Source organism: Flavobacterium commune, from assembly GCF_001857965.1.
GTDB classification, from domain to species: Bacteria; Bacteroidota; Bacteroidia; order Flavobacteriales; family Flavobacteriaceae; genus Flavobacterium; species Flavobacterium commune.
The window spans coordinates 1,110,534-1,126,446 of the sequence record NZ_CP017774.1 but is presented as its reverse complement, the minus strand read 5'-3'; the positions used below and the strand labels follow the sequence as shown (position 1 = coordinate 1,126,446).

Below are 15,913 nucleotides of genomic sequence, written 5' to 3'. Positions count from 1 at the left end.
GTTCCTCTTAATGATTTATAAATAAATTAAATGTATTAATATAAAATAAATGAAAAAGAAACTCAATTACATTCCGTTTTTTGCCGGGATTCTATTTTCTTTAAATGCTGTGGCTCAAACAAATCCTTGGCCAGAAACTAAAAACGTCAACAAACCATGGGCTCGTTGGTGGTGGATGGGAAGTGCAGTAGATAAACCTAATTTGAAATCCAGTTTGGTTGATTTTCAAAAAGTGGGAATTGGAGGAGTTGAAATCACTCCTATTTATGGAGTAAAAGGTGTGGAGAATAATTTTATCGATTATTTGTCTCCAAAATATATGGAAATGCTGGGCTACACGGTAAAAATTGCTGATAGTTTAGGATTGCAGGTCGATATGGTTCTTGGGACGGGTTGGCCTTACGGAGGTTCTCAGGTCACGCTTCCACATGCAGCTACAAAATTAGTAGTTGAGAAATATGAGGTTAAGAAAAACGAACAATTCAATAAAGAAATAAAAGTAGATCCAACAAAGGAAAAAGTACCAGCCCAATTATTGGCGGTTTCGGCTTATGGTACTGACGGTTCTTATCTTGATTTGACAAGCCAATTAAAAGGAAATCAGTTAAATTGGAAAGCTAAAAAAACAGATTATACGCTGTATGCTGTTTTTGCCGGAAAAACAGGTCAGCAGGTAAAACGTGTTGCACCCGGAGGAAAAGGCTATACTTTAGATCATTATTCAGAAGAAGCGTTGAATGCTTATGTAGTTCCTTTTGATAAGGCATTAGCAGGGTTTGAAGGGAAATTGAGAGCTATTTTTAATGATAGTTATGAAGTATATGGTACCGATTTTACGCCTCAATTTTTGCAAGAATTTGAGAAGCTTAGAGGTTATGATTTGAAGAAATATTTGCCTCAGTTGTTGAGTAAAGAAGATTCTGAAATTGGAAACAGAGTAAAAAGTGATTATCGTGAAACCATTTCGGATTTATTGTTGCATAAATTTGATTTGCCTTGGACGAATTGGGCAAATGCTAAACAGTTTAAAACTAAATTACAGGCGCATGGTTCGCCGGGTAATTTAATTGATTTATATGCATCGGCAGATATTCCGGAGTGTGAAACCTTTGGTTCTATGCCGTATGATATTCCGGGATTCAGACGTGAAAAGGAAGATATTAGAGAAGGTGATGCCGATCCTGTAATGTTGAAGTTTTCTTCTTCGGCGGCACATATTGCCGGAAAACCATTGACTTCTTCGGAAACTTTTACCTGGTTAAGAGATCACTTTAAAACGGCTTTGTCACAATGTAAGCCGGAAGCCGAGGATTTATTACTGAACGGAATCAATCATATCTTTCTTCATGGTTCCACTTATTCGCCTAAAGAAGCAGCCTGGCCAGGATGGAAATTTTATGCTTCAGTAAATTTTAATGCTACGAATTCTATTTGGGAAGATGCTCCGGGATTGTTCAATTATATTGCTAATTGCCAATCGATGTTGCAGGCTGGAAAACCAGATAATGAAACCTTGTTGTATTATCCAGTTTATGATACTTGGGGAAAAAATTTAGAAGGGAATTTATTTTTCCAGTTCAAGATTCATTCTTTAAAAGAATGGTTGCACGGAACATCATTTTATGATACGACTAAAAAATTAATGGGGAATGGATATGGAGTTGATTTTATTTCGGATAGTTTTATTGCTCAGGCCAAAGTTGAAAACGGAATACTTGTATTGCCTGGAGGTAGTTATAAATCATTAGTAGTACCAAATTGTGATAAAATGCCATTGGCAACTTTAGAAAAATTAATCGAATTGAAAAAAGCGGGTGCTTCGATTATTTTTGAAGGATTGCCGGAATCAGTTCCGGGATTGAAAGATTATGAAGCTCAAAATACAAAGTTAACTTCATTACTTTCAGATAATAAATCGATTGTGACTCCGGTTATCGATTTGTTTCAGGCATTACAACAAGCTAATATTCAATCGGAAGATTTGGTTAAAACAGGTTTGAAATTCATCAGAAGAGATTTAGATGGAGAAAAAATCTATTATTTAGTGAATCATACGCCTAAAACAATTGAAGGATTTATTCCTTTGGCTGTAGCCAATAAAGAAGTGTTGATTTTAGATCCATTGAATAGAAATGTTGGTAATGCGATTGTTAAAAAGGAAGGACAAATTACTTTGGTAAAATTGGGCATCGAATCAGGAAAATCATTTATTCTGAAAACAGAAAATACAGCTTCTGAAAAACCTTGGAAATATTACGAAGCCGCAGCTGAGCCAATTGCTTTGAAAGGAGATTGGAAATTGACTTTTGAAAAAGGTGGGCAAGCTTTACCCGCTCCTGCAAAAGTAAGTACTTTAGAATCATGGACTAAAATTAGCCCAGAAACTGAAGCTTTCTCAGGAACAGCATTATATACTTTACAATTTGATGCTCCAAAAGTAGCTGCCGATAACTGGCAATTAAATTTAGGTGATGTGAGAGAAAGTGCTAAAGTTTGGTTGAATGGAGAATATATCGGTGATACCTGGTCAGTGCCATTTACTATCAATTTAGGGAAATTGAAGAAAGGCAAAAACGAATTGAAAGTTCAGGTTACTAATCTTTCTGCGAATAGAGTGATTGATATGGAAAAGAAAGGAAAAGAATGGAAAATTTTCTACGAAATCAATATGGTAGATAAAGATTATAACAAATTTGATGCGACTAAATGGGCTCCAATGCCTTCTGGGTTATTAGGGCCAGTTACCATAACTCCTTTAAAGAATTAGATTTTACTTTAATTCTTAGTACTAAAAAAACTTCCTAAGTGCTCCGGTTTATAGAGTATTTAGGAAGTTTTTATTTTTAAGATAATTTTAATGAATATCTGTTTCTTGTACCAATTATTGAAATGGCACACAGATAAAACTGATTTTAACGGATTATCGCAGATTGTGATTTACAAAGAGCTATGAAAATCCGTTTTTATCTGTTCAATCAGTGTCACCTGCCTGTCGGCAGACAGGTCTGTGGCCTGTTTTATTATTTAGTCTGCTAAGCGGACAGTAATATTAATTTTTTTTAAACCATTTTGTATTCTGCGTATTTGAGCTAGAACGAACAATAATCGAATCAGAAAGTTCTCCTTTGATATCGAGTTTTGCTGCTTTAGGTGTTTTAAAATCAATTTGGTTAAAAACAATATTTCTAGAATCTAATAAAAACAATGTTGAATCTTTTGTTGTAATTGATAGGTTCTTAAAAGTGGCATCTCGAAGGTCGTGAGCATTAAATAATTCTTGACAATTTACTTTAGCATTTTTAATAGTCAAATTGGTTACTGGCGATTCAGGAATGCCAAAAACCTTTATAAAAGTGGAGCAGTTTTCGACAATAATATCTTTAATAACGATATTACGGTATTTTGGAGTAAGTTTATTAATTGCTCTTGCCGGTAAACGATCGGCGAGATCACCAACACTGCCTGAAGCGCCTAACATATCCCATTTGATGGCTGTTAGGTCAAGATTCATTCGAATGCGTTCGTAAGTTAGGTTTTCACCACCACCACCACGTGATCTTCGGGTTTTGAATAAAATACCAACTCCCGAATTTTTAAATACACAATCGTGAACATATAGATTTCTAATCATTCCCGCTGTTTCACTTCCGCAGGTAATTCCGCCATGTCCTTGCAAGGCAAGACAATAACGCACCACTACATTTTCGGTGGATTTATTTACTCTAATACCATCTTCACCGCGACCTGCTTTCATGGTAAAACAGTCGTCGCCAGTGCTTAGATTACAATATTCGATTAATACATTTTTGCTGGATTCAATGTCAATTCCATCACCACGAGGAGTATTTACTGAATTTACGGTTACACCACGAATAATTACATTGTCACAGTAAACAGGAACAATATTCCAAAAAGCAGAATTTTCCAGAGAAACACCTTCGATATAAACCTTTTTACAATTGATAGGCGAAATAAACATTGGTGGAAAAATCCAGTCTTGTTTCTTTCCGTCAATAATACGTTCGGCTACAGGAGTATTAGGATTAATAACATTGTCGATTACATCTTTTGTTAAAATTCGGTTGCGAATAGAACCTTTTTGAGGGCCTGTTAATTTTCCTTTTCCAGTTACGGCAATATTTGTGGCTCCATTGGCATAAATACAAGCGCCGAGTGACATGACTTCAATTCCTTCAATTCGGGTAAAAACTACAGGAAGGAAATCTTTTATTTCGCCACTAAAAACTAACTGAGCTTCATTGTCTAAATGAAAATTAATATTGTCTTTCAGTTGAATTCTTCCGGTGAGCCATTTTCCATTTGGGACAACAATTGTTCCTCCGCCTTTAATACTTAATTGATCAATTGCTTTTTGAATTGTAGCAGTATTTATTTCAGTTGTAGAAAGTGTTAGTGTAACTTTTTCTGATGGGAAAGTTGGTTTTGTAAATTGTATGGTTTTAAAAGGAGCTTTTACAGGCGCAATTTCTGCCGAAAGCATTTTGACACCCACTTCGTTTTCTGTTGGAATGTTTATGGTTGCAGTTGGATTGTCGAGTTGTTTTTTAGTGCTACAAGCAAATACTATTGCTGCTAATAATGTCAGGAATATTGTTGTTTGTAATTTCATGGAGGGGATTTTCTTAAAATTAGTGTGATTCTTCTTTAAAGAAGTAAAATTTCATAGCAAAACTAATTATTAATTTTAATTTAGCAGGATGCTACAGGACAGGAAATAGGGATTTCTAAACTATTTTTACCAGATTAATTTTTATATTAAAATTATTAAGCTCTAAAATTCATTATTAATTCAAAAAAAACAAAAGACAAATGAAGAAATTGGTTTTCATCTTTACATCCTTTTTGTTATACAATTCGGCTTCGGTTGCTCAGCAAACTTTAGATAAAAAAGCAGTTTTGGCACAGATGGAATTGGCTAATAAATATTTTATGGACAAATGGCCTGATACAGGTAAAACCATCATTACAAATAAAGAGCGTCCAAGTAATATTTGGACTCGTGGGGTTTATTATGAAGGATTAATGGCTTTGCACGAAATCTATCCTAAAGAGGTATATTATAAATATGCTTACGATTGGGCCGAATCACACAAATGGGGATTTAACGGAGGTAACACCACTCGTAATGCCGATAATTATTGTGCTGCTCAAACTTATATTGATTTGTACAATTTAGAACCGGATGCTAAGAAGTTGAAAAATACCAAGGCAAATATCAATATGTTGTTGAATACACCTCAAAATGACGATTGGTCCTGGATTGATGCTATCCAAATGGGGATGCCGGTTTTTGCAAAAATGGGTGTTTTGGAAAAAGACAATCGTTATTATGAGAAAATGTATGAAATGTACATGTATTCCAGAAATAATCATGGAGACAACGGATTGTATAACCCAAAAGACGGATTATGGTGGCGTGATGCCGATTTTGATCCTCCTTACAAAGAACCAAATGGAGAAGATTGTTACTGGAGTCGTGGAAACGGGTGGGTAATTGGCGCATTAGCAAAAGTATTGACAATTATTCCAGAGGATGCACCACACAGAGAGCAATATGTAAAAGATTTAAAAGCGATGGCTAAAGCCTTAGTGCCTATTCAAAGAGCCGATGGTTTCTGGAATGCAAGTTTGCATGATCCAAATAATTATGGAGAAAAAGAAGCTTCGGGAACGGCGTTGTTTGTTTACGGAATTGCGTACGGAATTAACAATGGAATTTTAGATAAGAAAACCTATTTACCTGTAGTTGAAAAAGCCTGGAAAGCATTAACAACCGAAAGTTTACATAAAAATGGATTCTTAGGATATTTACAATCTACAGGAAAAGAACCAAAAGATGGTATGCCATTAAGCTATGATAAAATTCCTGATTTTGAAGATTATGGATTAGGTTGCTTCCTGTTAGCGGGTTCTGAAATTTATAAAATGAAGTAATATAAAATCCTATTTTAAATAAGTTTGAAATAGTTTGTAATAAAAAAAGGGAAGTTAATTAACTTCCCTTTTTAATGGATATTAATTGCTAAAACGCCTAATTTAATTGATTTTTAATGAAATTTAAGATTCTAATTGCAGTAGTTTTTTTGAATAGTTTCTTTTGTTTAGCAAAAGAATTCTACGTCGCTCCTTCAGGAAATGATACTAATGACGGAGCAATTAAAACTCCGGTTGAAACAATCAAAAGAGCGCAGGAATTAGCCAGTTCAGGTGATACCGTTTTTATAAGAGGCGGAGTTTATACCATGCGGGAAGACCATATTGCACAACAAAAAAGTATTTGGGCTTTTGTTACCAAATTAGATAAAGACGGAATTTCGTATTTAGCCTATCAAAATGAAAAACCTGTTTTTGATTATAAAAATATTAAACCTGCTGGAAAGCGTATTATTGCTTTTTTAGTCGATGGGAATAATATTCATATAAAAGGAATTGAAGTAGTAGGCGTTCAGGTAACACTTAAAAAACACACACAATCCGAATGTTTTGAAGTTCGTGGAAGCAACAATAAGCTGGAACAATTAAGTATGCACGACAATATGGCTATTGGAGTTTACATGCTTAGTGGTTCTAATAATTTAGTTTTAAATTGCGATGCTTATAATAATTGGGACTCGGTTTCCGAAGGCGGAAAAGGTGGAAATACCGATGGTTTTGGATGTCATCTTGAAAAAGGAAGCATAAATAATGTTTTTAGAGGTTGCCGGGCTTGGTTTAATAGTGATGATGGTTTTGATTTGATTAGTAATGCTGAGCCGGTAATAATTGAAAATTGCTGGGCTTTTTATAATGGCTATTCTACCGGTTTTATTGGGCGTGCTGATGGAAACGGTTTTAAAATTGGAGGCTATGGAGCAGGAAAGAGACCTTATAATGATCTCATAGAAAACTATGCTCCGATACCTAAAAATACAATCCGATTTTGTTTAGCCGTAAAAAATAAACAAAGCGGATTTTATGCGAATCATCATTTAGAAGGCAATTATTGGCAAAACAATACGGCGTATCTGAATAAAAGGAATTACAATATGCTCAATTGTGTAGCTTTGAATCCAACAGATTTTGGTACTGATGGGCCGGGATGGAATCACGAAATGGTTAATAATTTAGGTTTTAGGGCAATTTCAGAAGAATTGACTAATATTGATAAGTCACGTTGTATTTTGAAAAATAATTATTTTGATTTATCTCAAATTACGATTTCAGCTGCTGATTTTTTAAGTTTGGACGAAAAATTATTGATGGCACCAAGACAGGCCGATGGGAGTTTGCCCGATATTGATTTTTTAAAATTAGCTCCATCGAGTGATTTAATTGATGCCGGAGTTACTATTGGTTTTCCATTTAAAGGGAAAGCCCCTGATTTAGGTTGTTTTGAACAAAAATAAAAAGCAGTAAAATGAATAATGAACCGCGTATTGTAGTAATAGAATTTAAAAAAATGATGAATAAAATGAACAAAACACTATTTGGATTGGTACTTTTTTTAGGATTGTCCATTAATGGATTTTCACAGGAAAGTGCAGCATTTCCCTTGTGGGATAAAATTCCCGGAGTTATTAAAAATGAAACTTATAAAGAAGAAGCCCGATTAGATACTCAGGGCAATCGAACAGGAATCAGAAAAGTAGTAGAGCCTACTTTAATGCCTTTTTTGGTCGAAAATAAATCGGGTAAAAACCCAGCGGTTATTATTTGTCCCGGTGGTGGATATTCGGTTTTGTCTATAGATAAAGAAGGAATCAATGTGGCAAAATGGTTTAATTCTATTGGCGTTTCGGCTTTTGTTTTGAAATACCGTTTGCCATCGGATGAAATCATGAAAGACAAAACTGTTGGCCCATTGCAGGATGTTCAGGAAGCTATCAGAACATTGCGAAGAAATCCTGCAAAATGGAATTTGGATGAAACAAAAATCGGAGTTATGGGATTTTCTGCCGGAGGGCATTTGGCTTCAACAGCATCCACGCATTATTTAGATAAAGTATATGACTCGAAAGGAGAAATTAGTGCCAGACCTGATTTTTCAATGTTGATTTATCCGGTAATTTCAATGGAAAATGGAATTACTCATAATGGTTCGAAGGAAAGTCTTTTGGGAAAAACAGCTTCGGCTGATTTGATTGCTAAATATTCGAATGAAAATGCAGTTGATGAAAAAACGCCGCCAACATTTTTAGTTCATGCTACTGATGATCATGCTGTTCCTGTAGAAAATAGTATTAATTACTACATGGTTTTAAAGAAAAACAAAGTAGCTGCCGAAATGCACCTGTACCAAAACGGAGGTCACGGTTTTGGATTGGGAACAAAAGGCACACATACTGATTGGTCTGCTTCTTTAGAACATTGGTTGGTAGCCAATAAAATAATTGCTGAAAAATCGGTTTATCTTTTTTCATATTTCAAAGGAAATGGAGAAGATGGTTTGCATTTGGCTTATAGCGAGGATGGTTACAAATGGCTATCTTTAAAAAAAGATGCTTCGTTTTTAACTCCCGAAGTTGGAAAAGACAAGTTAATGAGAGATCCTTGTATTATTAAAGGTGGCGATGGTTTGTATCACATGGTTTGGACGGTAAGCTGGACCGATAAAGGAATTGGATATGCTTCTTCTAAAGATTTGATTCATTGGTCAAAACAGGAATTCTTGCCTGTCATGGCTCATGAAAACGGAACTCGTAACACCTGGGCTCCCGAAATTACTTATGATGAGGTGAATAAAGAGTACATGATTTATTGGGCAAGTACCATCGTGGGGAAATTTCCTGAGACACAATCTACTGAAGATAGCGGTTACAATCACCGAATTTATTATACAACCACAAAGGATTTTAAAACTTATAGTCCAACAAAATTGCTGTATGAGCCAGGTTTTAATGTGATTGATTCTTCGATTTTAAAAGATGGTAAAGGCTATATAATGTTTTTGAAAGACGAAACAAAAGTTCCTGCTCAGAAAAACCTAAAAGTAGCTTATAGCGATAAATTAACAGGGCCGTATTCAAAAGCAAGTGCTCCAATTACGGGGAATTATTGGGCAGAAGGGCCAACAGCTATTAAAATTGAAGGGAAATGGTTGGTGTATTTTGATAAATACCGAGATCATAAATATGGTGCTCTGAAACAAACCGATAATGGCTGGGAAGATGTTTCGGATAAGATGGTTTTTCCATCAGGAATTCGTCATGGAAGTGTTTTCGAAGTACCAAAATCAATGCTTGAGCAGTTGATGAAAGAATAGAAAGAATTTTTACGAGATGAAGTTCCTTAAAAGTGATTGTTATAAGGAGTTTTTACTTTAATCTTATACTAAAACCCGATTGATTAGTTTGTACTAAATCAGTCGGGTTTTTGCATATATGATATGTTTTCTTTCATAATTTAGTGTTTTTTGTTTTATTTTGAGTCTTTTTATTTTTATAGTGAAATAATTTTTTATATTTGGTAATCGATTACAAGTTTTTATTTGGGATTATTGCTTTTTTTTAGCAAAGAATAATGCAAAGGATTTTTAGGTGTTGTAAAGAAATAGAAATATAATTTAGAAGTAAAATGGAAAAGTTTTTGACAAAAGAAATGGTTGATGAAGGAGTTTCCTTTACAATAAGTTTAAGTGAAAATTCGAGAATCCCAAAATACAAACAAATTGTAGATTCGATAATTAATAATATTTCTACAGGCAAATTGCAGATGGATCAAAAGTTACCTTCTATCAATATGCTGAGTGAGGAATTTTATCTTTCCAGAGATACAGTTGAAAAAGCCTATAATATTTTAAAAAAAAGAAAGATTATTACTCCTATTAGGGGAAAAGGCTATTATGTTACCCGTACCAAATTAATTGCAAAAGTAAATGTGCTTTTCCTGATTAATAAATTGAGTTCCTATAAAATGAGAATTTATAACTCTTTTATTAACAGTATTGGAGGGAACTCTCAAACCGATTTACATATTTATCATTGTGATCAGACGCTGTTTTTAAATCTTATTGATAAATACCTTGGGGGTTATGATTATTATGTAATTATGCCTCATTTTAAATCAGATGATTTAACTCATTTTAGTTCGGGTGAAGGGGTGCTACAGGCAATCAATAAAATTCCGAAAGAGAAATTAGTTATTTTAGACAATAACAAAGGTATAGAAGACTCAGTAATCGAAGTTTGTCAGGATTATGAAAATGATATTTATGGTGCTTTGAAACAAGGTTTAGCAAAAATTTCAAGATACAATAAACTAATTTTAATTTATCCCGAAAGTTCTGTTTATCCTTATCCAAGACGAATTTTAAACGGTTTTAAACGTTTTTGTGTCGATTCAGGATTGGAGTATGAAGTTCTTAGAGAAGTTTATGATGATATTGTATTGAAAAAAGGTGATTTGTTTATTACCATAGAGGAATCTGATTTGGTGAGTTTAGTAAAACAAATCAGAGATAAGGATTTTGAATTAGGAAGGGAGATTGGTGTTATTTCATATAACGACACACCGTTGAAAGAGTTGCTTGGAATTACCGTAATTTCAACCGATTTTAAAATGATGGGAGCCACTGCTGCCAGTATGATTTTGAATAAAGAATCCGGGAAAATTAAAAATCCATTTAATTTTATTGACAGGAATTCTATTTGATTTTTTATAGAGTAGAGAAAATAAAAAAAGCTTGTAAGTCTTACGATTTACAAGCTTTTTCTTTTATTCAATTCTTCAGAATAATAAGTTTTAGGGATAAAAAAATGGAGATCATTTGACCTCCATTTTTGATGAATTGTAACGGGTTTTTAATAACCAGGATTTTGCATTTCTTGTTTTTCGGCTGCCGTTAAAGGTCTTCCATTTACGTATACTCCATCTAAGAACGTTTGAGGTATAGGGCGTAAGTTGTGGTAGTCTTGTATATTAGGTTTTGCTTCAGGATTGTATTCTTTAGCTCTGGCTACCAATGTTTTTGTTCTGCTTAGATCCTCCCAACGGTGGAATTCACCACAAAGTTCTCTGGTGCGCTCGTTTAGGATTAAACATAGCATACGGTCATAATCAGCCGTGTAACCTAATTTGGTTATTACTGCCTGATCGGCTGCCGGAAGTGCATTAATACCAGTAATAGTTAAATCGGTAGCAGCTGTCGTGTTTGAGATGTTGTTTGACTCATAGTAAGAGTTTTCCGCTATAAAAGAACTAGCTCTTCCTCCTTGTACAGCAGTAGTCCATGCAGCTGAACCATCAGTGTAAGCGGCTCTGTCTTCACCTGATTTGTAGGTAGCACGATTACGAACGGTGTTGATGTAGCTCAAAGCATCACTATAAGAGCCAGTCCCTAATTTTGCTAAACGAATTTTAGCTTCTGCTGCCATTAAATAGGTTTCTGCTGAACGAGCTAATATGATGTCACGACTTCCTTTTGTGGCGTTAAAATCAAGTCTGGATCCATCCATGTATTTACTTAATGAAGGGAATCGTACATCTTTCATTAATCCAAAATTGTCTGCAGCATAAGCTACAAATACGCGAGGAATAGTTTTTCCTGTTTTGGAATAGATTATAGTTCCATCGTTTCTGGTTAAGGCAAATCGATTGTCTGTTGGACTATTCATTACATACATGATACCTAGATCGCCATTAACGTATCCGCTTCCTGCTGCAGCATTATTAACAATACTTTTAGTTTGAAAACTTTTCCAGAAACGCGAGTCGTTTACCTTGTCATATATATCGTAAGTAAAGTAGGTAGGGGCTAAACGGCTAAATGGTCGTCCTCCGGCTGTATTACGAATCATTTGAGGTAATTGATCATAAGTAGAAAGGAAATACAAATGTTGTTGGTTTCCTCCTGTAGTTAATTGATTAGAATTAAAATCGGCTGATAAAATTAATTCAGATAATTTTTCATTGGCTCCATTGGCAGCTTTAAAATCCCATAAGTTAACATAGTTGGATGTTAATGGGTGATTTGCAATAACTTGGTCGGATAAAGTAACCACTTGCTGTAAGTCGGCTGCTTTAGTGGATGAATTCCAGGCATCGTTAATTTCGCTTGCACGGGTTAAATAGGCTTTTGCCAGATAATGTGCAGCGGCGTCTTTGGTAATTTTATTTGGACCTCCTGTATTACTTAATAAATTGTATGCTTGGGTGAAATCAGCTATAACCTGACTTAAAACTTCTTCACTGGTTGCTCTGGTGAATTCTCGTTCTACTACATTGCTTGTGTTTAATTTTATTGGAACACCACCATATTGTCTTACTAATTTTAAATAATTGTAAGCTCTCATAAAATGACCTTCTCCTAAGGCTATTTTTTTAACGGCATCATTGGTGGAAGCAATTGCAGTAGCCGATTCAATTAATTGATTGGCATTTCCTATTCCGATGTATAGGTTGTCCCAATTGGTATTAGCAGCAACCGTATTGGAGTTGGATACGGTTACAAATGATCCAAATCCTGAAGCATAAGAATTCCATAATCCGTTAGATGGGTCGCCTCCAACATGGAACTCGTCTGTTCCTGATTGATTTGCTGTAAGCGGAACTTCTCGGTTCATATCTAAGGCAAAAACCTGATAGTAGGTTCCAACTGATAAGGCAAGGATTCCTTCTTCTGTTTTTAAATATCCTGAATTGTAACCAGTAGTTAATTCTTCGTCTAGGAAATCCTGGCTGCAAGAGGTGCTAAGTCCTAATGTAGCTACCAGCATTAGGTTGATATATAGTTTTTTATAATTTTTCATAATTTATTTATTTAATTTTCTTAGAATTGAACATTTAACCCTAAGGTCATACCTCTGTTAGAATATGTAGTTTGAGTGTCCAGATCAACCCATTTCACTTTTGAGAAAATCATACCCGGATTAGCTGCCTGTACATAGACTCTTAGTCTTGATAGTCCTAATTTTTGAACTAAATCTTCTTCGAAATTATATCCCAATGAGATGTTTCTTATTTTTAAGAAAGAACCGTTTTTGTAACCAAAGATCGTATTGTATAAGTCACCAGTACCAGCTGAAAAGAATGGTTTTTGGTATTCTGCATCGGTGTTGTCGTCTGTGTAATAATCCAGTTTTCGTTGACTTGTTTTTCCGCTTAAGTTTTCTCCGCCTACATTGTATAAATATCCAAAACGTCCAATAACGAAAAAGGATAATTCGATGTTTTTGTAATTGAAGGTGTTGGTTAAACCGGCGATGTATTTTGGTTCAGTACTTCCTAAGATTACACGGTCATTATTTGCATCAATTTTATAATCACCGTTTTGATCTACCGGTCTGGCGTTACCAAATGTGAAAATAGGTGAGTTGACAGGAAAGAAGGCATTAAATTTAGCCATTTCTTCTGCATCTTCCGGTTTCCATACACCATTATTTTCAAAACCGTAGATAATACCTCGGGTCTGTCCAATAAATAGGTTATTGTTAATATCGTCAAATTTACCAGTTTGTAATTCAACAATGGTACTTTTTTGATAAGAAGCGCTTAGGTTAGAACTCCATTCAAAATCAGCAGTTTTAACGTTTACAGTATTTAAGGTAAGTTCAATACCGTTCCCCTTTGTTTTTCCAATGTTTGCAAGGGAGCTACTGAATCCAAGAACTGTTACAGTGCTTGCGTCAAATAATAAGTCACCAGTTTTAGAAGTATAATATTCTAAACTTCCTGAAATTCTGTTGTTGAACAAACCAAAGTCGATACCATAGTTATATTGCGTAGTTTTTTCCCAGCCTAATGCAGTATTACCCAACTTTAGATTGGTTTGAACTCCAGATGAATTGGAATAAAGTACTTGTGTTAATGGAGGTTGCGTTGCATAAGCCGGTACCGCAGCGTTACCGGTTACTCCGTATCCTGCTCTTAATTTTAATGCACTAAGCCAGGAGATGTTTTGTAAAAAATCTTCTTTGTCTATACGCCAAGCTAAAGAGGCACTTGAGAATTGGTCTCTTCTGTTTAATTTTGAAAGTTGTGATGCTGAATCATAACGAAGTGATGCGGTTACAAGATATTTGTCATCATAGCCATAGGTTAGTCTTCCCATGTAAGAATATAGTCCGGTTTCTGTGATGTTTGAAGAATAGTTCTCTAAGGTCACATTAGCAGGAGTCAACGCATTCCACTTGTTGTCAGCATTTTTTATATTTTGTGCAGACATAGCGCTTTCTTCATTAAAGTATTCTGTCTGGCTTTGTAATAAGGTTACGCCAAAATCATGCTTTCCAATTGTTTTGTTGTACAAAAGTAAATTATCCAAAGTGTAGGATATGGTTTGATTTTTCGCTAATGAGGCAAAACTGGTTCCGGAACGGGCTGAAGATAGTCCATTTAAAAATACTCCATTGCGATAAGAAGTAAGATCCGGTCCAAAATTGATCCGGTATTTTAAACCATCTAGTTTGGAAGAAAATCCACCAAAATCCAATTGAGCATACAAACTACCAAAAGCACGTAATGTTAAGCGTTGATCCTGAGAGTATTTGTGTTCTTCAAAAACGTTCCTAATGGTAGAGTCTCCTCCCGGATTTTGAATTCTGTTGCCATTGGCATCAAGTGGTACTGCATAAGGTAAATTTTGTCTGGCAGTAAGGTAAATCCCATCAGAAGATGCAACTGCAGATCGGCCTACATTGGATAACCCATATTCGTTCAAACCGTAACTGGTGTTAAGGCTAACTCCCATAGAAAACCATTTTGTAGGTGTGATATCAACATTAGCAATACCGTTGTAACGTCGGTAACTTTGCCCTTTTAAGGTTCCTGTGTTGTCAAGGAATCCGAAAGAACCATAAGCTTTTATTTTTTCGGCACCACCGCTAACGCTCAAAGTATGTTGTTGGGTAACTCCTGTTTGAGTAACATATTTAGTCCAGTCGGTTGTACTTACTTTTGAACCGTCCCAAGTTCCTCCAGCCCATCCTTTTTCTATATTGGCCCAAGCAGCAGGATCGGCTGTTGCTAAAAATATGTCTCGGTCATTGGCAATAGTTGGTGCATTTCCTTTTGGAAAACCTGCCGGATTAGAATAATGTCTGGCCCAACGACGTAATTCAATGTATTCTCCGGCATTCATCAATGGTGCTCTTTCATTGATTGTTTCTGTACTAACAGCAGAGTCGTAATTGATAGTGAATTTTCCGTTTTTTCCTTTTTTGGTAGAAACAATGATTACACCATTAGCTCCACGAGATCCGTAAATGGCGGTTGCGGAAGCGTCTTTAAGTACGTCAATAGATTCAATGTCAGTAGGATTGATAAAATCGATACCTCCGGAGTTTAATGGGATTCCATCGACTACATACAAAGGAGAATTAGATGCTGTCAAGGAACGTGATCCACGAATATTAATATTACCTACAGTTCCGGGACGTTCGTTAGAACCAATGTCAACACCAGCAGCTTTTCCCTGCATGGCCTGTACAGCATTTTGTACAGGTCTGGATGCAATTTCTTCAGCGCCTACACTAACAACGGATCCTGTTAAGTCTTTTTTCTTTCTTGTACCATAACCTACCACGACTACTTCTTCTAATTTTGCTCCTTCCTCTTCTAGTTTAAAGTTAATATTGGTCTGGTTGCCTACTTTTACTTCGGTTGTTTTCATTCCGATAAATGAAGCAACAAGGATGTCGTCCGGTTTTGCTTTGATAGCAAATTTTCCGTCAAAATCCGTTTGTACACCACTCGTGGTGTTTTTGATTAATACATTGGCACCAGGTATTGGCATGCCTGCATTGTCTTTGACAGTTCCTGTGATGGTATTGGTTTGTGCTAAGGCAATCATGTTGGTCAGCATGATGCTAAAGAACACCAAATACTTTACGAATGAATGTTTCATAAAAAATGGTTTTTGTTAATTAATTAGGTTTGGTTTTTTTTGTGTAATGATAATATGTTAAAAATTTGTGAC

At 35.3% G+C, this 15,913-nt stretch carries 8 protein-coding genes; 5 read left to right on the top strand and 3 right to left on the bottom strand.

The genetic code is table 11. The annotated features are described in order from the left end of the window. Positions 1-49: 49 nt before the first annotated feature. Positions 50-2,767, top strand: coding sequence for a glycosyl hydrolase (locus BIW12_RS04735; RefSeq protein ID WP_071184042.1), 2,718 nt, complete (start codon positions 50-52; stop codon positions 2,765-2,767). 282 nt (positions 2,768-3,049) lie between these two features. Here the strand turns inward: BIW12_RS04735 and BIW12_RS04730 are convergent, their stop codons facing one another. After that, entirely contained in the window at positions 3,050-4,630 is a 1,581-nt protein-coding gene (locus BIW12_RS04730; RefSeq protein WP_071184041.1) for a glycoside hydrolase family 28 protein, read from the bottom strand. Between the two features lie 200 nt (positions 4,631-4,830). Between BIW12_RS04730 and BIW12_RS04725 the strand changes: the two genes are divergently transcribed. The 4 genes from BIW12_RS04725 (at position 4,831) to BIW12_RS04710 (ending at position 10,650) form a co-directional block, all read left to right on the top strand. Further along, positions 4,831-5,955: a glycoside hydrolase family 88/105 protein gene (locus BIW12_RS04725; protein ID WP_071184040.1), complete on the top strand. Its 1,125-nt coding sequence runs from the start codon at positions 4,831-4,833 to the stop codon at positions 5,953-5,955. Positions 5,956-6,071: 116 nt separating this feature from the next. Then, a complete protein-coding gene (locus BIW12_RS04720; protein WP_071184039.1) occupies positions 6,072-7,406 on the top strand; it encodes a right-handed parallel beta-helix repeat-containing protein in 1,335 nt (444 codons plus the stop codon). An 11-nt stretch (positions 7,407-7,417) separates the two neighbouring features. Further along, positions 7,418-9,262 carry a prolyl oligopeptidase family serine peptidase gene (locus tag BIW12_RS16145; RefSeq protein WP_232227148.1) on the top strand — a complete coding sequence of 615 codons (1,845 nt, stop codon included), beginning with the start codon at positions 7,418-7,420 and terminating at the stop codon, positions 9,260-9,262. A 311-nt stretch (positions 9,263-9,573) separates the two neighbouring features. Further along, on the top strand, positions 9,574-10,650 hold the full coding sequence (locus tag BIW12_RS04710; RefSeq protein WP_394332095.1) for a GntR family transcriptional regulator: 1,077 nt from the start codon (positions 9,574-9,576) through the stop codon (positions 10,648-10,650). A 149-nt stretch (positions 10,651-10,799) separates the two neighbouring features. On the opposite strand, the gene BIW12_RS04705 is transcribed toward BIW12_RS04710, so the two are convergent. Both BIW12_RS04705 and BIW12_RS04700 read right to left on the bottom strand, forming a co-directional pair. Continuing rightward, complete coding sequence (locus tag BIW12_RS04705; protein ID WP_071184038.1) at positions 10,800-12,746, bottom strand: RagB/SusD family nutrient uptake outer membrane protein; 1,947 nt, start codon at positions 12,744-12,746, stop codon at positions 10,800-10,802. Positions 12,747-12,766: 20 nt separating this feature from the next. Next, positions 12,767-15,841: a SusC/RagA family TonB-linked outer membrane protein gene (locus BIW12_RS04700; protein ID WP_071184037.1), complete on the bottom strand. Its 3,075-nt coding sequence runs from the start codon at positions 15,839-15,841 to the stop codon at positions 12,767-12,769. Between the last annotated feature and the right edge of the window lie 72 nt (positions 15,842-15,913).

Excerpts from the sequence above, each read along its gene's own strand:
- BIW12_RS04735 (WP_071184042.1), top strand. The coding sequence starts at position 50 with ATGAAAAAGAAACTCAATTACATTCCGTTTTTTGCCGGGATTCTATTT.
- BIW12_RS04730 (WP_071184041.1), bottom strand. The coding sequence starts at position 4,630 with ATGAAATTACAAACAACAATATTCCTGACATTATTAGCAGCAATAGTA.
- BIW12_RS04725 (WP_071184040.1), top strand. The coding sequence starts at position 4,831 with ATGAAGAAATTGGTTTTCATCTTTACATCCTTTTTGTTATACAATTCG.
- BIW12_RS04720 (WP_071184039.1), top strand. The coding sequence starts at position 6,072 with ATGAAATTTAAGATTCTAATTGCAGTAGTTTTTTTGAATAGTTTCTTT.
- BIW12_RS16145 (WP_232227148.1), top strand. The coding sequence starts at position 7,418 with ATGAATAATGAACCGCGTATTGTAGTAATAGAATTTAAAAAAATGATG.
- BIW12_RS04710 (WP_394332095.1), top strand. The coding sequence starts at position 9,574 with ATGGAAAAGTTTTTGACAAAAGAAATGGTTGATGAAGGAGTTTCCTTT.
- BIW12_RS04705 (WP_071184038.1), bottom strand. The coding sequence starts at position 12,746 with ATGAAAAATTATAAAAAACTATATATCAACCTAATGCTGGTAGCTACA.
- BIW12_RS04700 (WP_071184037.1), bottom strand. The coding sequence starts at position 15,841 with ATGAAACATTCATTCGTAAAGTATTTGGTGTTCTTTAGCATCATGCTG.